Origin of the sequence: Flavobacterium sp. MDT1-60, from assembly GCF_014844035.1 — a bacterium.
Classification (GTDB): Bacteria; Bacteroidota; Bacteroidia; order Flavobacteriales; family Flavobacteriaceae; genus Flavobacterium.
Genome location: NZ_CP062159.1, coordinates 162,847 through 185,283 on the forward strand (window position 1 = coordinate 162,847; position 22,437 = coordinate 185,283).

The 22,437-nt window shown below is 34.1% G+C and carries 20 protein-coding genes; 16 read left to right on the forward strand and 4 right to left on the reverse strand.

What is annotated here, in order from left to right; all coding sequences use genetic code 11:
• Window positions 1–115 precede the first annotated feature (115 nt).
• The 10 genes from IHE43_RS00660 (at window position 116) to IHE43_RS00705 (ending at window position 14,356) form a co-directional block, all read left to right on the forward strand.
• Window positions 116–1,471, forward strand: coding sequence for an MFS transporter (locus IHE43_RS00660; protein WP_192186212.1), 1,356 nt, complete (start codon window positions 116–118; stop codon window positions 1,469–1,471).
• A 15-nt stretch (window positions 1,472–1,486) separates the two neighbouring features.
• Window positions 1,487–2,140, forward strand: coding sequence for a beta-phosphoglucomutase (gene pgmB / locus IHE43_RS00665; protein ID WP_192188128.1), 654 nt, complete (start codon window positions 1,487–1,489; stop codon window positions 2,138–2,140).
• A 99-nt stretch (window positions 2,141–2,239) separates the two neighbouring features.
• Window positions 2,240–4,543 carry a glycoside hydrolase family 65 protein gene (locus tag IHE43_RS00670; protein ID WP_192186213.1) on the forward strand — a complete coding sequence of 768 codons (2,304 nt, stop codon included), beginning with the start codon at window positions 2,240–2,242 and terminating at the stop codon, window positions 4,541–4,543.
• Between the two features lie 19 nt (window positions 4,544–4,562).
• Window positions 4,563–6,677: a glycoside hydrolase family 97 protein gene (locus IHE43_RS00675; RefSeq protein WP_192186214.1), complete on the forward strand. Its 2,115-nt coding sequence runs from the start codon at window positions 4,563–4,565 to the stop codon at window positions 6,675–6,677.
• 144 nt (window positions 6,678–6,821) lie between these two features.
• Window positions 6,822–8,696, forward strand: a complete 1,875-nt coding sequence (locus IHE43_RS00680; RefSeq protein ID WP_192186215.1) for a glycoside hydrolase family 13 protein — start codon at window positions 6,822–6,824, stop codon at window positions 8,694–8,696.
• Between the two features lie 267 nt (window positions 8,697–8,963).
• Window positions 8,964–10,631, forward strand: a complete 1,668-nt coding sequence (locus IHE43_RS00685; protein ID WP_192186216.1) for an alpha-amylase family glycosyl hydrolase — start codon at window positions 8,964–8,966, stop codon at window positions 10,629–10,631.
• Window positions 10,632–10,810: 179 nt separating this feature from the next.
• Window positions 10,811–11,488, forward strand: a complete 678-nt coding sequence (locus IHE43_RS00690) for a glycerophosphodiester phosphodiesterase family protein (RefSeq protein WP_192186217.1) — start codon at window positions 10,811–10,813, stop codon at window positions 11,486–11,488.
• Window positions 11,489–11,593: 105 nt separating this feature from the next.
• The gene (locus IHE43_RS00695) at window positions 11,594–12,802 is read left to right on the forward strand and encodes an NAD(P)/FAD-dependent oxidoreductase (RefSeq protein WP_192186218.1); all 1,209 of its coding nucleotides are present in this window, start codon (window positions 11,594–11,596) and stop codon (window positions 12,800–12,802) included.
• A 5-nt stretch (window positions 12,803–12,807) separates the two neighbouring features.
• Window positions 12,808–13,455 carry an HAD family hydrolase gene (locus tag IHE43_RS00700; protein WP_192186219.1) on the forward strand — a complete coding sequence of 216 codons (648 nt, stop codon included), beginning with the start codon at window positions 12,808–12,810 and terminating at the stop codon, window positions 13,453–13,455.
• Window positions 13,456–13,624: 169 nt separating this feature from the next.
• Entirely contained in the window at window positions 13,625–14,356 is a 732-nt protein-coding gene (locus IHE43_RS00705; RefSeq protein WP_192186220.1) for a hypothetical protein, read from the forward strand.
• Here IHE43_RS00705 and IHE43_RS00710 read toward each other — a convergent pair.
• Both IHE43_RS00710 and IHE43_RS00715 read right to left on the reverse strand, forming a co-directional pair.
• Window positions 14,340–15,320, reverse strand: coding sequence for a tetratricopeptide repeat protein (locus IHE43_RS00710; protein ID WP_192186221.1), 981 nt, complete (start codon window positions 15,318–15,320; stop codon window positions 14,340–14,342). The two genes, IHE43_RS00705 and IHE43_RS00710, sit on opposite strands and share 17 nt — an antisense overlap.
• Before the next feature lie 58 nt (window positions 15,321–15,378).
• Window positions 15,379–15,855, reverse strand: coding sequence for a TspO/MBR family protein (locus IHE43_RS00715; RefSeq protein WP_192186222.1), 477 nt, complete (start codon window positions 15,853–15,855; stop codon window positions 15,379–15,381).
• A 152-nt stretch (window positions 15,856–16,007) separates the two neighbouring features.
• On the opposite strand from IHE43_RS00715, the gene IHE43_RS00720 reads away from it, so the two are divergent.
• The 6 genes from IHE43_RS00720 to IHE43_RS00740 all read left to right on the forward strand — a co-directional run bounded on the left by IHE43_RS00720 (window position 16,008) and on the right by IHE43_RS00740 (window position 20,945).
• Entirely contained in the window at window positions 16,008–17,111 is a 1,104-nt protein-coding gene (locus IHE43_RS00720) for a diphosphomevalonate/mevalonate 3,5-bisphosphate decarboxylase family protein (protein WP_192186223.1), read from the forward strand.
• A gap of 29 nt (window positions 17,112–17,140) precedes the next feature.
• Window positions 17,141–17,263 carry a hypothetical protein gene (locus IHE43_RS23850; protein WP_255513819.1) on the forward strand — a complete coding sequence of 41 codons (123 nt, stop codon included), beginning with the start codon at window positions 17,141–17,143 and terminating at the stop codon, window positions 17,261–17,263.
• A 94-nt stretch (window positions 17,264–17,357) separates the two neighbouring features.
• The gene (locus IHE43_RS00725) at window positions 17,358–17,663 is read left to right on the forward strand and encodes a type II toxin-antitoxin system RelE/ParE family toxin (RefSeq protein ID WP_192186224.1); all 306 of its coding nucleotides are present in this window, start codon (window positions 17,358–17,360) and stop codon (window positions 17,661–17,663) included.
• Between the two features lie 2 nt (window positions 17,664–17,665).
• Window positions 17,666–18,604: a mevalonate kinase gene (locus tag IHE43_RS00730; RefSeq protein ID WP_192186225.1), complete on the forward strand. Its 939-nt coding sequence runs from the start codon at window positions 17,666–17,668 to the stop codon at window positions 18,602–18,604.
• Window positions 18,605–18,839: 235 nt separating this feature from the next.
• The gene (locus tag IHE43_RS00735) at window positions 18,840–19,796 is read left to right on the forward strand and encodes a geranylgeranylglycerol-phosphate geranylgeranyltransferase (RefSeq protein WP_192186226.1); all 957 of its coding nucleotides are present in this window, start codon (window positions 18,840–18,842) and stop codon (window positions 19,794–19,796) included.
• A gap of 240 nt (window positions 19,797–20,036) precedes the next feature.
• Entirely contained in the window at window positions 20,037–20,945 is a 909-nt protein-coding gene (locus IHE43_RS00740; RefSeq protein WP_192186227.1) for a pseudouridine synthase, read from the forward strand.
• A gap of 66 nt (window positions 20,946–21,011) precedes the next feature.
• Here IHE43_RS00740 and IHE43_RS00745 read toward each other — a convergent pair whose 3' ends face one another.
• Both IHE43_RS00745 and IHE43_RS00750 read right to left on the reverse strand, forming a co-directional pair.
• Window positions 21,012–21,614: a DUF937 domain-containing protein gene (locus IHE43_RS00745; protein WP_192186228.1), complete on the reverse strand. Its 603-nt coding sequence runs from the start codon at window positions 21,612–21,614 to the stop codon at window positions 21,012–21,014.
• A gap of 283 nt (window positions 21,615–21,897) precedes the next feature.
• Window positions 21,898–22,398, reverse strand: a complete 501-nt coding sequence (locus IHE43_RS00750) for a DUF456 domain-containing protein (protein WP_192186229.1) — start codon at window positions 22,396–22,398, stop codon at window positions 21,898–21,900.
• Window positions 22,399–22,437 lie beyond the last annotated feature (39 nt).

A 22,437-nucleotide genomic window follows, 5' to 3' on the forward strand; every position in this document is an offset into this window, starting at 1 on the left:
ATCTAAAAATAATTTATACTTTTACGGCCGTCAAAGCTTTTACTTTTACTTCGAAAAAACAGTAAGTTTTGATAAGCAAAGCGCTTATCGTCTAATTAATTTTTTAATTACGATAATGGAAAAGCGTAAATTAAGTTTCTGGGAAATTTGGAACATGAGTTTCGGTTTCTTGGGAATACAAATGGGATTTGCACTTCAAAATGCAAATGCCAGCAGGATTCTTCAAATTTTTGGTGCCGACGTACATGAACTGTCATGGTTCTGGATTATTGCTCCCCTTATGGGATTAATAGTACAGCCCGTTATTGGTCATTACAGTGATAAAACCTGGGGACGTTTCGGAAGACGAAAGCCCTTTTTTCTTGTAGGTGCGATTTTAGCTTCAGTTGGATTAATCTTAATGCCTCAGGCTAATATTTTCATTTCTGTCCTGCCTGCTTTATGGGTTGGAGCCGGAATGTTAATGATCATGGACGCTTCTTTTAATATTGCTATGGAGCCATTTCGTGCTCTTGTTGGTGATAATTTAAGAACAGATCAGCGTACTGCAGGATTCAGTATCCAAACTTCTTTAATTGGTTTTGGAGCTGTAATTGGTTCAGCTTTACCATATGTTTTAACAAAATGGTTTGACATTTCAAACAATGCCATTCCCGGAAGTATTCCTTTAAACCTTAAATTATCATTTATCATTGGAGCAGCAGTTTTAATTGGTTCCATTCTGGTAACACTTTTTACAACTAAAGAATATACTCCGGAAGAATTGGCCAATTTTGAAGATCCTCAAAGTGAAATTGATGTTCCTTCTGACGAAAAATCAAAATTAACAGACATCTTTACCGATTTTGCAAAGATGCCAACCACGATGCGTCAGCTTAGTTGGGTTCAGTTTTTCTCCTGGTTTGGATTATTCGGAATGTGGGTATTTACAACGCCCGCAATTGCACATCACATTTACGGATTGCCATTAGATGATACTTCAAGCCAACAGTATCAGGATGCCGGAGATTGGGTTGGAATTTTATTTGGAGTTTACAATTTAGTTTCTGCCATTATCGCTTTGTTTTTCTTACCGTTTATCGCTAAAAAAATCGGCCGTAAATCAACTCATGCCATATCGCTTATCATTGGAGGAATCGGATTAATTTCCATTTATTTTATGCCGAATGAAGATTGGGTTGTATTGCCTATGATTTTAATTGGAGTTGCCTGGGCAAGTATTTTGGCTATGCCATACGCTATTCTTGCAGGATCAATTGCTCCTAAAAAAATGGGGGTTTACATGGGAATTTTCAACTTCTTTGTTGTTATTCCACAAATTGTAAATGCACTAATTGGAGGTCCAATTGTAAAATATCTTTACAATGGCGATGCCATTTACGCATTGATAACAAGCGGTGTAAGTTTTTTAATTGCCGCTCTTTTGGTCTATAAAGTAAAAGACGTAGACGATACTATTCAAAAATCATAAATAAGAATTTCCCTTATAATGAAAAAAGCATTCATATTCGATCTTGATGGCGTAATCGTTGATACCGCCAAATACCATTTTTTAGCCTGGCAGAAAATTGCTCAGTCTTTAAACATAAATTTTACACACGAAGACAACGAACTGCTTAAAGGCGTTAGCCGTGTACGTTCGTTAGATATTATACTTGGATTAGGAAATGTTCAGGCTTCGCAGGAAGACAAGGACAAATGGTTAATTCAAAAAAATGAAGATTACTTATCTTATTTAGTTGACATGGACGAAAGCGAGATTCTTCCTGGAGTTTTTAAAATTCTGCAATTATTAAAAGATAAAAACCAGGGAATTGCGTTGGGTTCTGCGAGTAAAAACGCCCGACCAATCCTTGAAAAAACTGGAATCCTTTCGTATTTTGATGTTATTGTTGACGGAAACGACGTTACCAACGCCAAACCAGATCCGGAGGTTTTCTTAAAAGCGGCTCAATTATTAAATATTGATCCAAAAAATGCAATTGTATTTGAAGATTCTGTTGCCGGAATTCAGGCAGCAAACATAGGAGAAATGGTAAGTGTTGGAATTGGTGAGGAAACAATTTTACATGAAGCTGATTATATTTTTAAAGATTTTACCCAAATCGAAACAAGCTTTATTGAAAAATTAATCAATTAGAAAATGTGCCAATGAGGCAATTAGATAATTTCCTAAATGCAAATTATCTAATTATCTAATTGACGAATTATCTAATTTAAAAATTATCTAATTTAAAAAATGAATCAAGATTATATAAAACCAGACAATTGGTCCATCATAGAAGAAGGATTTGATGTTGAAAGAGTAAAATCGTCTGAGAGTCTTTTCAGTATCGGAAACGGTGCTATGGGACAACGTGCCAATTTTGAAGAAACTTACTCTGGCGAAACTTTTCAGGGAAGTTATATCGCCGGAATTTATTATCCGGACAAAACGAAAGTGGGCTGGTGGAAAAACGGCTATCCAAAATATTTTGCGAAAGTATTAAACGCTCCAAACTGGATTGGAATTGACGTTAAAATCAACGAAGAAAACTTAGATTTAAATACTTGTACAGAGGTGAAAAACTTCCGTAGAGAATTGAATATGAAAGAAGGATGGTACAATCGTTCTTTTGAAGCGACATTAAAAAACGGAACTGAAATTGCCGTAAATATTCGCCGTTTTCTTTCTTTGGATTTGGATGAAGCCGGAATTATCAAATATGAAATTACGCCTTTAAACAAAGATGCCAAAATTGTTTACAAACCATATATTGATGCAGGTGTTACGAATGAAGATGCCAACTGGGAAGAAAAATTCTGGGAACCCCTTGAAGTAAAAAAAGGGGCAAACGAGGCTTTTGTAACGGCGCAGACTTTTAAAACGCATTTTAAGGTTACGACTTTCATGCACAATACAATTTTTGCAAACGGAGAAAACGTAAACATTTCGCCTTCAACAATCGACTCCACTTCTGATAAAATTCAGTTTACTTACGGAACCATTATCGCAAAAGGGCAAACCTCATCCATTCAAAAAATTGGTGGTTATACGGTTTCTTTAAATCACGAAAATACTTTGGCTGCAGCCGAAAAAACAATTAAAGCTGCCGTTAATTTAGGATATAATACTTTACTTCAAAATCAAATTGACGCCTGGAGTAAAATCTGGGAAATGTCAGATATTACAATTGATGGCGACGTAAAAGCACAACAGGGAATTCGTTTCAACATTTTCCAATTAAATCAAACGTATTTAGGAAAAGACAGCCGATTGAACATTGGGCCAAAAGGTTTTACCGGAGAAAAATACGGCGGATCTACTTATTGGGACACTGAAGCCTATTGTATTCCGTTTTACATGGCGACAAAAGATCAGCAGGTTGCGAGAAACTTATTGACATACCGTTTCAATCAATTGGATAAAGCGATTGAAAATGCGAAGGACAATTTAGGATTCAAAAATGGAGCAGCGCTGTATCCAATGGTTACCATGAATGGTGAAGAATGCCACAACGAATGGGAAATCACGCATGAGGAAATTCACAGAAATGGTGCGATTGCTTTTGCGATTTTCAACTACTATCGTTACACGGGAGATTACTCTTATATTCCTGAGAAAGGTTTAGAAGTTTTAATTGGGATTGCACGTTTCTGGCACCAAAGAGCTTCTTTCTCTAAAGAAAAAAATCAATACGTGATTTTGGGCGTTACGGGTCCAAATGAATATGAGAATAACATCAACAATAATTTTTATACTAATTATATTGCAAAATGGTGTATCGATTACGCATCGGAACAAATTTCTAAAGTTGGTTTAGAATATCCTGCAGATCACAAACGTATCTTGGAAAAAGTAAGCCTTTCGGCGAATGAAATTCAGGAATGGAAAAAAGTAGCTAACAATATGTATTTTCCAACTTCAAAAGAATTGGGTATTTATTTACAGCAAGACGGTTTCTTAGACAAAGATTTAGTTCCGGTAAAAGATTTAGATCGTTCACAAAGACCAATCAATCAAAAATGGTCATGGGATCGCGTTTTACGTTCTCCTTATATCAAACAAGCCGATGTTTTACAATGTTTCTACTTCTTCGAAGATCATTTTTCTAAAGAAGAATTAGAACGCAATTTCGATTTTTATGAATCGTTTACGGTTCACGAAAGTTCGCTTTCGCCTTGTGTTCACTCAATTCAGGCTGCACATTTAGATAAAATGGATATGGCTTATACATTCTATTTAAGAACTTCTCGTCTGGATTTGGATGATTATAATAAAGAAGTAGAAGAAGGTTGTCACATTACTTCGATGGCCGGAACCTGGATGAGTATTGTAGAAGGTTTTGGAGGAATGCGTGTTAAAAATGACCAGCTTCATTTTGCTCCAAAAATTCCAAAAGAATGGAAAGGCTATTCGTTTAAAATTAATTTCAGAAATCAAATTCTGAAAGTAGCTGTAAATCACAATGAAACAACTTTTACCGTAGACGGCGATCAGGATTTAACAATTGTGGTCAATGGAAAACCCGAAATCGCAAGTAAATTTGTACAAATTGATTAATACCTTAAAAATAAAAAACATGAAAAACTTATTTTTCGCAAGTTTAGTCTTGCTTGCTTTCTGCTCAATTGCAAAAGCACAGCAATTAAAATCACCCGAAGGAAAGTTCGTAATGGAATTTTCGCTTCAAAATGACGGAACTCCAACTTACAGCTTGAAATACAAAAACAAAGATGTAGTAAAAACAAGTAAATTAGGCCTTGAACTTAAAGATGATAAAAAATCTTTATTGAATGACTTTACTGTTGTTGATACAAAAACAACCACTTTTGATGAATCATGGAAACCAGTTTGGGGAGAAGTGGATAACATCAGAAATCATTATAACGAATTGGCTGTTACGCTAAATCAAAAAGGAACGGACAGACAAATCGTAATTCGTTTCCGTTTGTTTGAAGACGGACTTGGATTTAGATATGAATTCCCAACTCAAAAGAATCTTACTTATTTCATAATTAAAGAAGAAAGAACACAATTTGCAATGGCGGGTGACCACACAGCATTTTGGATTCCGGGAGATTATGATACACAGGAATACGATTATACAAAATCGAAATTATCTGAAATTAGAGGTCTATCTCAAAAAGCATATACCGCAAACGTTTCGCAAAAGAACTTTTCTCCAACAGGAGTTCAGACTTCTTTGATGTTAAAAACGAATGACGGAATCTACATCAACCTGCACGAAGCAGCTTTGATCAATTATTCTTGTATGCATTTGAATTTAGATGATAAAAATATGATTTTTGAATCTTGGTTAACACCAGATGCAAAAGGAGATAAAGGTTATATTCAGGCGCCAGGCCATTCGCCGTGGAGAACAATTATGGTTAGTGATGACGCGAGAGAAATCTTAGCTTCAAAAATGACATTAAACTTAAATGATCCATCAAAAATTGATGATACTTCCTGGATTAAACCAGTAAAATACGTTGGTGTTTGGTGGGAAATGATTACAGGAAAAAGTTCCTGGTCTTACACAAATGATTTTCCAACAGTACAATTGGGCGTTTCTGATTTCTCAAAAGCAAAACCAAGCGGAACACACGGAGCAAACAATGCTAACGTAAAAAAATACATTGATTTTGCTGCTGCAAATGGTTTCGACGCAGTTTTAGTTGAAGGTTGGAACGAAGGCTGGGAAGATTGGTTTGGACATTCAAAAGATTATGTTTTTGATTTCCTTACGCCTTACCCTGATTTTGATGTAAAAGGTTTGCACGAATACGCAAAATCTAAAGGAATCAAAATTATCATGCATCATGAAACTTCTGGTTCTGTTCGTAACTACGAGCGCCATATGGATAAAGCGTACCAATTCATGAAAGACAACGGATACGATGCTGTAAAAAGCGGTTATGTTGGAGATATTTTGCCTCGTGGTGAAAATCATTACGATCAATGGATTGTAAACCACTATCAATACGCAATCGAAAAAGCAGCAGATTATAAAATTATGGTAAACGCGCACGAAGCTGTTCGCCCAACCGGAATTTGCAGAACATACCCAAACTTAATTGGAAACGAAGCAGCAAGAGGAACAGAATACCAGGCTTTTGGCGGTTCTAAACCAAATCACGTTACAGTTTTACCTTTTACTCGTTTAATTGGAGGTCCAATGGATTACACTCCTGGAATCTTCGAAATGGATATTAGCAAAATGAATCCGGATAACAAATCGCATGTAAACAGTACAATCTGTAATCAATTAGCATTATACGTTACGATGTATAGCCCGTTGCAAATGGCGGCAGATACTCCGGATAATTACAACCGTTTTCCAGATGCTTTCCAATTCATTAAAGATGTGGCTGTAGATTGGTCTGAAAGTAAATATATCGAAGCTGAACCTGGTGATTTTATTACTGTTGCCCGTAAAGCAAAAGGAACAAACAATTGGTTTGTTGGAAACGTAAACGGAGACAATTCCCGTACCTCAAACATCGATTTCAGTTTCCTTGAAAAAGGAAAAAAATACACCGCAACCATTTATGCTGATGCAAAAGATGCGCATTACAAAACAAATCCGCAAGCTTATACTATCAAGAAAATTGCTGTAACAAATAAATCAAAATTATCGCAGTTATCTGCTCCTGGCGGAGGTTATGCAATCAGCATAATTGAAACCAAATAATTTCTTAAAGGCAAGTAATCTCCCCCAGGATTGCTTGTCTTTTTTTTAATAACATCTTTTTTGTCACATCGAGCGGAGTCGAGATGCCGCAAAAGTTCTCGACTCCGCTCGAACTGACAATGAAGATAATTACATCCAGATATTATGAACATCCAAAAAAAATCATTCCAAACCAACCACATATTCTACATAATACTCCTATTCATCCTAATATTTTCTGCTTCCGCGAAAGCGCAAATCCAGAAAGTAGAACCACCATTTTGGTACGCCGGAATGAAAAATTCGGAATTGCAGATTATGTTTTACGGAAAAAATATCGCACAATATGAAGCTTCGGTTTCTAATAATGTGGTGATTAAAAATGTCGAAAAAACAGAAAACCCAAACTATCTTTTTGTTACGATTGAAACACAAAATATCAAAGCTTCTGAATTGGTTTTCTCTTTTAAAACCAACAACAAAGTTGCCTTTACTCAAAAATACTCCCTTAAAGAAAGAAGAGCCAATTCGGCTGACCGAAAAAGCTACGATTCTTCAGACCTGATTTACCTAATTATGCCGGATCGTTTTGTTAACGGAAATCCGAAAAATGACAGCAATGCTTCTTTAACTGAAAAAGGAAATCGTCAGGAACCGGCCGGGCGTCATGGTGGAGATATCGAAGGAATTATCAAAAACTTAGATTATATTTCGTCTTTAGGTGCAACTACAATCTGGAACACGCCTTTATGCGAAGACAACGACAAACAACATTCATATCATGGATATGCACAGTCTGACGTTTACAAAATAGATCCTCGTTACGGAACGAACGAAGATTACGTTCGTTTATCATCAGAATTGCATAAGAAAAATATGAAACTGGTAATGGATTATGTTACGAATCACTGGGGAATTACCCACTGGATGATGAAAGACATACCAACCAAAACCTGGTTCAATCAATTTGAAAATTTCACGCAAACACACCACAGACGTGAGGTAATTACAGATATTCATGCTTCAAAAATAGATCAGGAAGTTTGTGTTGATGGCTGGTTTGTACCTTCTATGCCAGACTTGAATTTAAGAAATCCTTTAGTGGCTAAATACTTAACTCAAAATGCCATCTGGTGGATAGAATTTGCTAATCTTGATGGGTTTAGAGTCGATACTTATAATTACTCTGACCAAACGGCAATGGCCAATTGGGCAAAATCAATTACGAATGAATATCCTAATTTTAATATTGTTGGTGAAATCTGGATGCACAATCAGGCGAATTTAGCCTATTGGCAAAAAGACAGTAAAATTGGTGCGATCGAAAACTACAATTCGAATTTACCAAGTGTAATGGATTTTACGCTTCAAAGTCAGGTTACTTCTGCTTTCAACGAAGACGAACCAAACTGGGACAGCGGGTTAATTAAATTCTATAACAATTTTGCAATGGATTATTTATATCCAAATACAAATAACATTTTAGTTTTTGCCGAAAATCATGACACTGATCGTATGAACGATAACTTTAAATACGATTTTCCAAAATATAAACTGGCGATGACTTTATTGGCTACAGTTCGTGGAATTCCACAAGTTTATTACGGTTCAGAAATTGGAATGGGTGGCGAAAAAAGTAAAGGCGACGCAGATATTCGTCAGGATTTTCCTGGCGGATGGGATGGCGATAAAAACAATGCATTAACCGCAGCAGGAAGAACAGCTCAACAAGCACAATATTTTGATTTTACTTCAAAATTATTCAATTGGAGAAAATCTAATGAAGCTATTCATACGGGGAAAATGACGCACTATATTCCGGAAAACAACACGTATGTTTATTTCAGATATAATGATGTGAAAACGGTTATGGTCGTTTTTAATAACAATGCAAAAGCACAAACTGTGAAGACAAATCGTTTTAAAGAAAATATCAAAAACTTTAAATCAGGAAAAGATGTTTTGACTGGAAAAACATTCGATTTAGCTACTGAAATTACATTGGAACCAAAATCAGCTCTGGTTTTAGAATTGGAATAGATATTACATAAATTTTATCGTAGAGGCGCACAGCAGTGCGTCTCCGCAAAGTTTTTTAGCCACAGATTGTAGGATTTACACAGATTTGTTTGCCACGACACGAGCGAAAGCCAACTGGCGAAGCAATTTCACAAATTTCCACGAATTAATTCATCAGATTTAAATTTGTGAAAATTTGTGAAATTCGTGGCAAAAGAAAAAATCATTTTAATCTTGTAATCTGTGGCTTATTTTTTCAACACAATGCATCTAAAATATTCCTAAATAATGAAAAAATACACTTTCCTTTTTTTATCTTTAGTATTCTTAATCACGAGTTGTTCTGGCTCAAAATCAGTTTCAATGAATAACGAAAATACTTCAAAAACACCTTTCGTCTGGGAAGGAGCTAATGTTTACTTTTTACTTACCGATCGTTTTTATAATGGAAATACGGCAAACGATTTAAATTTCAACAGAACCAAAACACCTGCAAAACTACGCGGATTTGAAGGCGGAGATATTATTGGAATTACAAAAAAAATCGAATCTGGTTATTTTGAGCGATTGGGAATAAATGCCATTTGGCTTACGCCGATTGTAGAGCAAATTCATGATGGTGTTGATGAAGGAACGGGTCTTAGTTATGGATTTCATGGTTATTGGGCGAGAGACTGGACGGCTTTAGATCCGAATTTCGGAACAAAAGAAGATTTGGCAAAATTGGTTCAAAAAGCCCATGAAAAGGGTATCCGAATTATTCTCGACGGCGTTATCAACCATACCGGCCCCGTAACTCCCGAAGATCCCGTTTGGCCTGCTGACTGGGTTAGAACCGGAGTCGTTTGCGATTACAAATCGTTTGAAAATACAACAATGTGTACTTTAGTCGATAATCTTCCGGATGTACGAACAGAAAGTACGCAGGAAGTTCAACTCCCTCCTTTTTTGATTGAAAAATGGAAAAAAGAAAACCGTTATGAAAAAGAAATGGCTTCATTGGATGAATTTTTCAAACGAACCAATTATCCAAGAACACCAAAATATTACATCATAAAATGGCTGACAGATTATATAGTTGAATTCGGAATTGACGGGTACAGAGCTGATACCGTAAAACATACCAACGAAGATGTTTGGGCCGATTTTAAAAAGGAATGTGATTATGCTTTCGAAACCTGGAAGAAACATCATCCGTTACAAGTTTTAGATCAAAACCCATTTTATACGATTGCTGAAGTTTATGGCTACGGAATCAGCGGTGGTCAGGATTATGATTTTGGAGATAGAAAAGTAAATTATTTCCAAAACGGATTCAACAGCATGATTAATTTTGAATTCAAATGGAACTCGGCCCAAAACAATTATGAAGGTTTATTTTCGAAATATTCGAATGCTTTAAACAACGAATTAAAAGGATATTCTGTCCTCAATTATATGTCTTCTCACGACGATGGGCAGCCGTTTGATGCGAACAGAACAAAAAGCATCGAAGCCGGAACCAAATTATTATTATCTCCTGGAATGTCACAAGTTTATTATGGTGATGAATCCGGAAGATCTTTAGTTGTGGAAGGCACTAACGGCGATGCAACTTTACGTTCCAACATGAACTGGGATGATATTCTGAACAATCAGGAAACAAAAAAAACACTTTTGCATTGGCAGAAATTAGGACAATTCAGAAAAAACCATCCTGCAATTGGCGCCGGAATTCATCAGCAAATTAGTTCAGAACCTTATGTTTTCTCCAGAACTTTCTCTAAAGGAGCTTTCGAAGATAAAGTCGTTATTGGTTTAGATTTACCAAAAGCCAAAAAAGAAATTCCTGTAAATTCTATCTTCGAAAACGGAACAAAATTAAGAGACGCTTATTCAGATCAAAACGTCGAAGTTATCGATGGAAAAGTTACCATTGATAGTGATTTCGATGTCGTTTTATTGGAACGTACTTAACCGCAAAGAGCGCAAAGTTTTACGCTAGGTTCGCAAAGTTTTTTAGCCACGAATTCACGAATTTAAATCTTCAAAGATTGTCAAAAAATAATTCGTGAATTCGTGGCCATTTAATTTTTATAAATTCCTTGCGACCTTTGCGTAAAACTTTGCGACCTTTGCGGTTAAACTCTATAGACATGCTAAAGATTGCACATCGTGGTGCCAAAGGATACGAACCTGAAAACACCTTACAGGCTTTTCAAAAAGCATTAGACTTAAATGCTGATGGAATCGAACTCGACGTTCACTTAAGTGCTGACGGACATATAATCGTAATTCACGACGAAACCATCGATAAAATGACCAACGGAAAAGGTTTTGTAAATACCTTATCTTTGCCCGAATTAAAATCATTTTTGATTGCTGAAAAGCATGAAATTCCAACTTTAAAAGAAGTTTTTGATCTCGTAGACAAAAAATGCCTGATCAATATCGAGTTGAAAAATTTCGATACTTTCCCTAAAGTTGTTTCTTTAATTGAAGAATATGTTTCAGAGAAAAATTGGAAATACGATCATTTTATTGTCTCTAGTTTTGATTGGAATGCCTTGCAACATGTTCATGATTTAAATCAAAATATTCCGATTGGCGTATTAACCGAAACAAATTTGAATTTAGCTTTGGCTTTCGCCGAAACAATAAAAGCAAAGGCCATTAATCCCTATTATCATTTATTGAATTTGGAAAATACTCAGGAAATAAAAGAAAAAGGATTTCTGGTTTTGCCATGGACAGTAAACATTGAAGAAGATATTCAAAAAATAAAAAACTATAAAGTTGACGGAATCATCACTGATTTTCCTGATAAAATATAAAAAATATAGCCACAGATTTCACAGATTTTAAATCCTTCTAATCTGTGAAATCTGTGGCAGAAAAAATTAGTGCCAATTCGTAAAATTCGTGGCTAACCAAAAAATATGATTCAAAATTTCGACATCCTAATTGTTGGCGGAGGCGCTGCAGGTTTTTTTACAGCGATAAATATCGCAGAGAAAAATCCGAAACTAAAAATTGCCATTTTAGAAAGAGGAAAAGAAGTACTTTCTAAAGTCCGCGTTTCCGGTGGAGGACGATGCAACGTAACTCACGCTTGTTTTGAACCGAATGAATTGGTCAAATTTTATCCGCGTGGCGAAAAAGAACTTCGCGGACCTTTTCATCAATTCTGTTCCGGAGATACTATAGAATGGTTCGAGAAACATGGCGTTGAACTAAAAATTGAAGACGATGGAAGGATGTTTCCCGTTTCAAATTCTTCTCAAACGATAATCGATTGTTTCCTAAAAGCAACCGAAAAATTAGGCATCAAAGTGTTGACAGGACAAAGTGTACAATCGATTTACAAAGCAGAAAATCATTGGAAAATCGACACACAAAACGATAAATTTATTGCCGAAAAATTAGTTCTGGCAACCGGAAGCAATCCTAAAATTTGGGAAATGCTTCAGGAGAAAGGACATGCGATTGTAAGTCCTGTCCCTTCCCTATTTACTTTCAACATCAAAGATCCACGAATTAAAGAATTGCCTGGTGTTGCAGCACAAGTTACTGTTACTGTAAAAGATACCAAACTAGAATCAACCGGACCTTTGTTAATCACACATTGGGGAATGAGCGGTCCTGTTATTTTAAAACTTTCGGCCTGGGGGGCGCGCATTTTGCACGATAAGAATTATCAGTTTACGATTTATGTGAATTGGTTAAACGATGTCGACACTGAAGATGCCGAAAAAATCCTCAAAGACTTAAAACAGGAACACGCTAAAAAATCAGTTTCTAAAAAATCTCCTTTCGATTTTCCGAATCGTTTATGGGAAAGTTTGGTTTTAGCTTCTGAAATTGAAGCGGAAACAAAATGGGCTGATTTATCTAAAATACAATTACAAAATTTGGCTGCTCAATTGACAAAAGCAAAATTCCAGGTCAACGGAAAAAGTACTTTTAAAGAGGAATTCGTTACTGCGGGTGGAATTGATTTAAAAGAAATCAACTTTAAAACCATGGAAAGCAAATTGCATCAAAATCTTTATTTTGCCGGAGAAATTGTAAATATCGACGCCATTACAGGAGGTTTTAACTTTCAAAATGCCTGGACAAGCGGATTTATTTTAGCCAATAATATTTAATAGGAATGAAATACAAAGGAATTATTTTTGATTTAGACGGAACCTTAGTCAACTCATTAGAAGACATTTCAGACGCCATGAATACCGTGCTCACTGATCTAAACTACCCAACACATACTTATGAAGCTTATCAATATTTTATTGGAAGCGGATTGCGAAATCTGGTAAGCAAAGCATTGCCTGCATCAAACAATTCGGAGAATGAAATCGAAGTTTGTTTTCAAAATATGATTACTGAATATCGTAAAATTTGTACGCTGAAAACAAAGCCTTACGCAGGTATTGTTGAATTGCTGGATGATTTAGTTTCAAGAGATATCAAATTGGCCGTTTTCTCTAACAAAGCAGACGAACTTACTAAAAAAATAGCATCCGAAATATTCCCGGATTATTTTAATACCGCCGTTGGTTTAAGTACCGAAGCCCTTAAAAAACCAAATCCGTTTGAAGCAATAGAAATAAGCAAAAACTGGAATTTAAAAACAGAAGAAATCATCTTCATAGGCGATTCAGATATTGATATGTTAACGGCAACGAATGCTAATATGTTTCCGCTTGGTGTTTCATGGGGTTATCGAACTGAAGAGGAATTGATTGCCAGTGGTGCTAAATTAGTAATCAATAATCCCGCAGATTTAATTGAAATACTTTAAAAGTTTTCAGTCTCAGTTTTCAGTTGTATTGTGACTGAAAACTGAGACTGAGACTGAAAACTGCAATCGCGACTGAATACTAAAAAAACGAATTAACAAGAATTTACAGATTCTGTAAGTTTTCGTTAAGACAATTCTAATAATTTTACTATCAACTAAATATCCTTAGATGAAAGTAAAATTACTTACCACAATTTCTTTTTTCACTTACCAGCTTTCTATTTCTCAAACAGAAAAATTACTTCACGGAAAAGTTGTTTCTCAAAATCTTGTTCTTAAAGATGTTGAAGTTATTAATAAAACGGCGCAAACAAGTACAAGAACAAATACTTTAGGAGAATTCACGATTTCGGTAAAAGCACAGGACAGTTTAATTTTTTTCGCAAAAGACTATCTATTTACAAAATTAAAAATCACTTCCAAAGAAATTGAAACCAACAATATTGTTGTAAATATGATTCTAAAAGCGGAAGAACTGGATGAAGTTTTAATTGCCAAAATGCAATTGCCAAAAGTAAGCTATGATGCAGAAGCTATCGGTGAAATTATAATAGATAAACAACTCAAAGATCTTAGTGGTTACACTTTTGTACAAAACGGATCCGTTAAAAACGAGTTAAACATCAAAAAAGTTGGCTCAACAATTTTAGATTTGTTTCAAAAAGAAAAAGAAAAACCAAAAAAAGAAATTCCCAAAATTGATTTTAGACAATTAATTAACACAACATGTCCAGCAGATTTCTTTGCAAAAGATTTAAAATTAAATTCTGAAGAAAAAGAGCTTTTCCTGCAATTTTGCGATGCTGATCCAAAATCGAAAACACTTTTAGAAAATCCAAATGTTCTGGCTACAATGGATTTTTTGTATGCTAAAAATGAAGAATTTAAGAAGCTGAAATAACCTTTTTAAATTTCCTCCATCGTAAGAAAAACACAATTAAAGCCGCTAATAATAGTATACAAATTACAGATAAAACGATTAAACTCGTTTCGATTTGATAAACATAATCTAAATCAATTCCTTTTTTAGTTTCTCTTAAAATACTAAGTTTAGTGCCAAACTCTATTGTTTTTTTTCGATAATATTCTCCTTTACCTTGGGCACTAATAATCATTCTTGCAACAATTAAATCGCCGTCAAAACCATATTCTCTTGCAGTCCTATAAATTTGAAGCGCATTTTCATGTTCTCCTTTTAATTGTACAAGATTTCCCAATTCGAAAAGTAAAATCGAAATAATTTTATCTTTTGGTTCTATAAAAGACATTCGTTCGTTTACCTGAAAATAGACTTCATTTACAAGTTTATCAATGTCTTCTTTCGATAATTTGGTTTCAGGAACGCCTGTAGTTCCGAAATTTGTATTGATTAAAAACTGCCCGGAAACATTAGGTAAATTTTTGATTTTCGCTTCTAATATTTTCAAATGAAGCCATTCAGAACCATTGTGCGATTCTGGATTTATTTCGATAGCTTTTTTAATCCAATTATATGCTTTTTGATTTTCTCCCATTAACTCGTAAAGAGTTCCAAGATTTGAGGCCGTTGAATATCGATTAGGCTTAATTTTTTCAATGTTCAAATACAATTTTAATGCTTCGTCATGCTTTTTTTGAACAATTAAAACATATCCTTTATCAGACAAATAATCTATATCATTTGTCTTTTTGTATAAGCTATCAAGCTGTTTTATCATCTCAGGGAATTCACTTGTAGAAAAATGATGCCCATGCGGAACGAGTCCTCTGTGATCAATATAAACATAAGCACCATTCTTAAGAATCTTGGTTTCACCATTCAAACAAGCGAAACTTTTAAACGAAACCATAAGCAAGACAACAACAAGAGCCCTAAATCTATTCATAAAGTAAAATGTATTGATTAAACCTGAAACTTGAAACTAAAAAAACCAGAAACAAATTTTACTTATTCAACCACCAAATACTGGCATTCAAAACCGCTGCAAACGCAACCCAAGCCAAATATGGAATCAGTAAATAACCTGCAGTTTTATTGATTTTGGTGAATTTTAAATACGTTTCATAAATCATCAGCCATAAAAGCGCAATTTCGATTAAAGCCAAAAGCGGATTTTTTAATCCGAAGAATAAATAAGACCAAATGGCATTCAGCGTTAACTGAATAATAAAGAAAAAAAGTGCTTTTTTTACAGCTTCATTTTGTTCTTTGATTTTATCCCACACTAATCCGGTAGCGACTGCCATTAAAATATAAAGTAATGTCCACATTGGCATAAAAATCCAATTTGGCGGATTAAAAATTGGCTTTATTAAAGCTGGATACCATGTTTCTACACTTGGTCTTGTTACTGTACTGGCAGAATACCCTACTGCTAAACAAACCAATAAAGCTATTGCAATTTTTATGTATTTATTCATTTTATTAAATTTTGAATCAAAAATAGTCAAAAGAAAAATTGTACGCTATATAAGTATTACAAGTTCATTTTAGAAAAGCAGCTTTATATTTTCTTATATTACTTATATGGTGAAAAAATTTAAAAACTATCTTTGCCAAAATTTTATATTTCATGTTTACAGCAACTGATTTTATTCCTAAAAAATATACTTCTACAATCGAAAACGGAAATTTTGAGTGGAGCGCTCCCAGCAATATTGCACTAGTAAAATATTGGGGAAAAAAAGACAATCAAATTCCGGCAAATCCTTCGGTGAGTTTTACTTTGAATAATTGTAAAACCATTACGAAGTTGGGTTTTACGAAAAAAGACATTTCGACTTCGCTCAATGTGACAGAAAATGTTTTTTCATTTGATTTATTGTTTGAAGGAAAGCCAAAAGAGGATTTCAAACCGAAAATTCAGAAGTTTTTAGAAAGAATTGAAGTTTATCTTCCGTTTTTGAAGGATTATCATTTTACGATTGATACTCAGAATACGTTTCCGCACAGTTCAGGAATTGCTTCTTCGGCCTCTGGAATGGCGGCTTTAGCAATGAATTTCATGAGTTTGGAGAAAGAACTGAATCCGGAAATGACAGATGATTATTTCTATCAAAAAGCATCTTTTTTAGCGCGTTTAGGTTCTGGAAGTGCCTGCCGAAGTGTAAAAGGAAAAGTTGTGGCTTGGGGAAAACAGGCAAATATTGAAGGAAGTTCAGATTTATTTGGAGTTGAATTTCCATATACTATTCATGAAAATTTCAAGAATTACCAGGATACTATTCTATTGGTTGATAAAGGCGAAAAACAGGTTTCGAGCACCGTTGGTCACGATTTAATGCACAATCATCCCTATGCAGAAAGACGTTTTGCTCAGGCACATGAAAATTTAGATCAACTAGTTGCCATTTTCGAAAACGGTAACCTGGAAGAATTTATTAAAGTGGTCGAAAGTGAAGCCTTGACTTTACACGCCATGATGATGACATCGATGCCGTATTTCATTTTGATGAAACCAAACACTTTGCAAATCATAAATACTATTTGGAAATTCAGAAACGAAACTCAGATTCCGGTTTGTTTTACGCTTGATGCCGGAGCAAATGTGCATGTACTTTATCCCGAAAACGTTAGCGAAAAAGTATTACAATTTATTAAGGACGAATTAGTTGTATTTTGTCAGAATGGTCAGTACATTTGCGATGAAATTGGAAGCGGCTCAATGAAGAGATAATTTTCGTATCTTTAATTAAAATTTTGATTATGGACATTCAATTAGAAAAACGCGAAGTGATCGATATTCTGGAAGGTACAGATGATCTTTCCATCATTTTAGCGGTCAAAAAATTGTTAACCCAAAAGAAAAAGATTGGTGGGATGATTTGACTGATGAACAAAAAGATGAAATTAAAGAAGGGAAAAGACAGATTGAACGAGGTGAATTTGTTTTGTATGAAGATATGATGAAAAAGCATCGTTAATGAAAAGAACGATAATCTTTTCAAAAAATGCAGAAAAAAGTTTATTTGAATTATTTGAGTACCTAGAAATTAAATGGTCAAAAAAAGTAAAAGATAAATTTATATCAAATCTGGACAAAGTAATTTATCTAATACAAATAGAACCTGAAATTTTTCCTAAATCAGAACTAAATAAAAACTATCACAAATGCGTCTTGTCAAAACAAACAACAATCTATTATAAATTCAACACAAAAAGAGTTGAAATAATTGCATTTTTCGACACACGACAAGACCCAAATAAAATTAAGAAAGACATAAAATAAATATGAAAGGACCATTATTTTACTCAAAAATATTACTCTTTGGAGAATACGGAATCATTCGTGACTCTAAAGGACTTTCTATTCCTTATAATTTTTATAATGGTGCTTTGAAGAAAATCGAAGATCCTTCGACGGAAGCAATAGCATCAAATGCCAGTTTAAAACGTTTTGCAACTTACCTTGAAACTTTACAGACAGAACAACCGGATTTGGTTGCTTTTGATTTGGCAGCTTTAAAAAATGATGTTGACACAGGAATGTATTTTGACTCAAGTATTCCGCAAGGATACGGAGTGGGAAGTAGCGGAGCTTTAGTTGCTGCTATTTATGACAAATATGCAACTCACAAAATAACAGTTTTAGAGAATTTAACTCGTGAAAAACTGTTGCAATTAAAAAATATCTTTTCTCAAATGGAGAGTTTTTTCCACGGAAAAAGTTCTGGTTTAGACCCTTTAAACAGTTATTTAAGCATTCCGATTTTAATCAATTCTAAAGATAATATTGAAGCCACCGGAATTCCGACTCAAAGTTTTGACGGAAAAGGTGCTGTTTTTTTATTAGACTCAGGAATTGTAGGCGAAACGGCTCCAATGGTAAACATTTTCATGGAAAACCTAAAAGACAAAGGTTTCCGTGCGATGCTTAAAAACCAATTTGTGAAATATACAGACGCCTGCGTAGAAAACTTTTTGCATGGCGACATGAAGTCTTTGTTTACCAATACTAAAAAGCTTTCTAAAGTTGTTTTGAATAACTTCAAACCAATGATCCCAGAGCAATTTCACGGAATCTGGCAAAACGGAATTGACACTAACGATTATTATTTAAAACTTTGTGGTTCTGGCGGTGGCGGCTACATTCTTGGTTTCACCGAAGATTTAGAGCGTGCTAAAGCTTCTTTAAAAGACTATAAACTAGAAGTAGTTTATCAGTTCTAAAAATCAAGTTTCATTAGGAAATAGATTTATTTGAATACTTTAAAAAAATATTTAAATACAATTTTACCATCATTACTTCTTTTAGATTTAATTTTTTAGGACCAATAATTTTATTGCTTAGTAGTGTAGAAACGAATTAGTAACCGTATCTAAATTGTTAAAATTAACTTTAACTAAAATACAACTTCAGCAAAAAATCTTAAATTACGTCAAAATCCCAAACTTAAATTTGAAAATGTTAAGCAGACAGCACAAACTTTTAGTTATGAAAATTGTTAGTTTGTTCTCTGTGGTAAGAGGCTATAACATTCCAATTATTGTTTTGGCACAATATTTATCTGCTATTTTTATACTGGCTCCGGAAAAAAGAGCACTTGATATTCTCCTTGATTTCAATTTATTTTTAATCGTTTTTGCTTCGGCAATTACAATTGCTTCAGGGTATATTATCAATAATTTTTATGACAGCCAGAAAGATTTAATCAATCGTCCAAACAAATCGATGCTGGATCGTTTGGTAAGCCAGAAAACAAAATTGTCGGTTTATTTTACTTTGAATTTTCTGGCGGTTTTAATGGCTTTCATTGTTTCGTGGCGCGCTTTTTTATTCTTTTCAGCTTATATTTTTCTGATTTGGTTTTACTCACATAAAATAAAAAAATATCCAATTGTTGGTAATTTGACTGCTGCTTTTCTGGCCGTTATTCCCTTTTTTGCAATTCTTTTATATTTCTACAACAAGATTTTATTTGAAGAAATTGAAGACCATATGAGTCATTTTATGGTAATTTCGGCACATGCGATTTTCTTATTTTTATTATTGCTGATTCGGGAAATGATAAAGGATTTAGAAAATTTAAAAGGTGATTTAGCCAACAATTACAGAACAATTCCGATACTTTATAACGAAACGGTTTCTAAACAAATTATTACGGTTTTGACTATTTTGACTGTACTTCCTGTTTATGTTTTGATCAACATTTACGATGTTGGCTATATGGACATTTACTTTTATGTATGCTTTGGTGTTTTGCTTTTTTTCCTTATTTATTTATGGAAATCGAATTCTAAGGGACAATATTTACTGCTTCACAATGTCTTGAAATTCCTGATTGTTTCGGGTGTTTGTTGCATTGTTTTGATTAATCCTAGTGTTTTGTGGCATGGGAAAGCTTTAATTTCAAAATTCTAGTTTAAGTTATTTCACAAAGATTCACGAAGATTTCGCAAAGATTCACAAAGCTCTTTTAAAAACTTTGCGAATCTCTGTGTGAACTTGGTGAATCTCTGTGGAATAACAACAATTCAAAGTGACCAAAAAGTCCAAATACAACTCTCTCAAACCCCAAAAAACAATAGCTATTAATCTAAGAACAATGAACTTAAGATTATTTAGCAAGAATAAACTATCTTTGCACAAATTACAGAATTTATGAACAATAAGGAAGGCAATAATAAAAGAGGCGGTTCGAGACCAAACAGTTCGAAATCAAACTCTAGCAAGCCAAAACCTCCTATGGCAAAGCGTGCGCAAGGGCCAAAAAAAGTGAAGCCGGCTGTTAAAGCTGCTGAAGAAGAAAAAGCAGAAAAAATTAAAAAACAGAATCAGGCTCCGAAAAGACAGAAAGCTGCAGACGAGATTCGTTTGAACAAATACATCTCTAATTCAGGTGTATGCTCGCGTCGTGATGCCGATATATACATTCAGTCTGGAAACGTTAAAGTAAATGGCGTTCCGGTTACTGAAATGGGTTATTTAGTAAAATTAGACGATGTTGTGAATTTTGACGGTGTTACTTTAACTCCTGAAAAGAAAGAATACATCTTGTTGAACAAACCTAAAAACTTTACCACTGCACTTGACGAAGGTCAGGAATACCGTAACGTTTTAGAATTGGTTCGTGGTTCTACCACAGCAAAAATTGCTCCGATTGGAAGAATGGACAAAAACACAACTGGTTTATTGTTGTTCACCAACGATACAGATATGATTCGTAAATTTACTTTACCGAGTCAGAAATCGTCTAAAATTTATCAGGTTTCACTAGACAAAAACTTAAAATTTGAGGATTTAGAAAAAATCAGCAAAGGTTTGGTTCTTGACGGACACCGCGTATTTGTTGAAGAAGTTAGTTATATTGATAATGAACCAAAGAGCGAAATTGGCCTTAAATTACGTTCATCGAATGTAAAAGTGGTTCGCGCTATTTTCGAAAACTTCGATTATGATGTTTTACGTATAGATCGTGTTTCTTTTGCAGGTTTAACCAAAAAGAATCTACCAAGAGGTAACTGGCGCTTTTTGACCGAACAAGAAATTATTAATTTGAAAAACGTTTAATAAACAATTCAAATTCAAGAATATAAATCCTGTTTTACTTTTGTAAGATGGGATTTTTTTTATTATTTAGAAACTGAAAAAGTTGTGTCCGAAAAGGGTAAAAATAGATCTTCCCATGGTTTGATTTTTGTCTTCAACTACTTCATGACATGAAAATCCTAAGATAATTTTGATTCCGGGTTGAATGCTGTTTAAAATTTCTCTTTTTTGTTCTTCAAGAAGTAATTTTAAACTATCTAGTAACTGAATGTTGTTCTTAAGGTAAGAAACTACTAGTAATGCTGAGAAGTTAAGTATTTCTCTTGCGGTTTCGCTTTTAATTCCGACTTCGTTTGAAATCATTTCAGAAATTCTTCCTTTCTTTTCAGTAAAGATTCCTTTCAATAAAACGTTTCCTTCTAAACGGTAACAGTCGTCAACTGATAAGATTCGACCTGATGTAAAATCGACTTCCTGGTAAAAAGTGGAATCATCTGCAATTAATGTGGTAAGTTCTTTGTAGAAACCCGACTCCTCGGCCCTATTATACAACCCCATTAAAACGGTTCCGATTGAGACATCGATCCCTTTTATTAAAAGTGCATCATTTTCAAAATAAAATTTGTTCAATTTTGAAACAACATTAGAAGAAATAAAACGTCTAAGTTCAATTTGTAGGTTAGGAGTCATAATTTAATCATTTAAAAATTATTTAAATTAATTCAAAATAATCGATAAAAGGGGCTTTTTTATCGTTTATCAGGATAAAAATATAAAATATTTTAACATTTCCAAAGATTAAGTTAATAATTTAATAGTGAATTTAACATTTATTTTGGTCGAAAACTTCGTACTGCCAATAAACATAACCCTTTCGTTATCAAAATAAAAAGAAATTTTTTTTTCAAAAAAGTGAGAACTTGACATCAAACTTTATAAAAAATAGGAAAAAACTTAGGGCGATGTTACATAATTAAAACAATAAGTTTCGATATTCCCATGTTACATGTATAAAAATACCTAGAAAAATAATACAAAACATAAAATTAATAAAACTTGAAGCCAGAAATCCAAGTAATGATCCAGTCGCTGCTTTTAATGCTCTTTTATGGTTTTTAGAATCATAAATAAGTTCTCCAATAAGTGCCCCAACAAATGGTCCGATGATAACGCCAAATGGAATTGGAGACAGAATCCCTACAATTAAACCAATGTTGGTTCCCCAAATTCCGTACGAACTACCGCCAAATTTTTTGGTTCCTTTTGCGGGAATTATGTAATCAAGAACTGTAATTACAATAGTTATTAAAAGAGTTATGCCCAGAACCCAATAATTATTTTCGACCGCCTTTGTTAAATACAATAATAGCAGTCCAACCCAGCAACTCGATAAACCAGGTAAAACAGGCAGAAAACTACCAAAAATTCCAACAAGAATGCAGATAAAACCAAGCGTGAACAGTAGTAAATCCATATATTTTTTTGTAAATTTGTCTTGTAAGCCGTCAGAAAA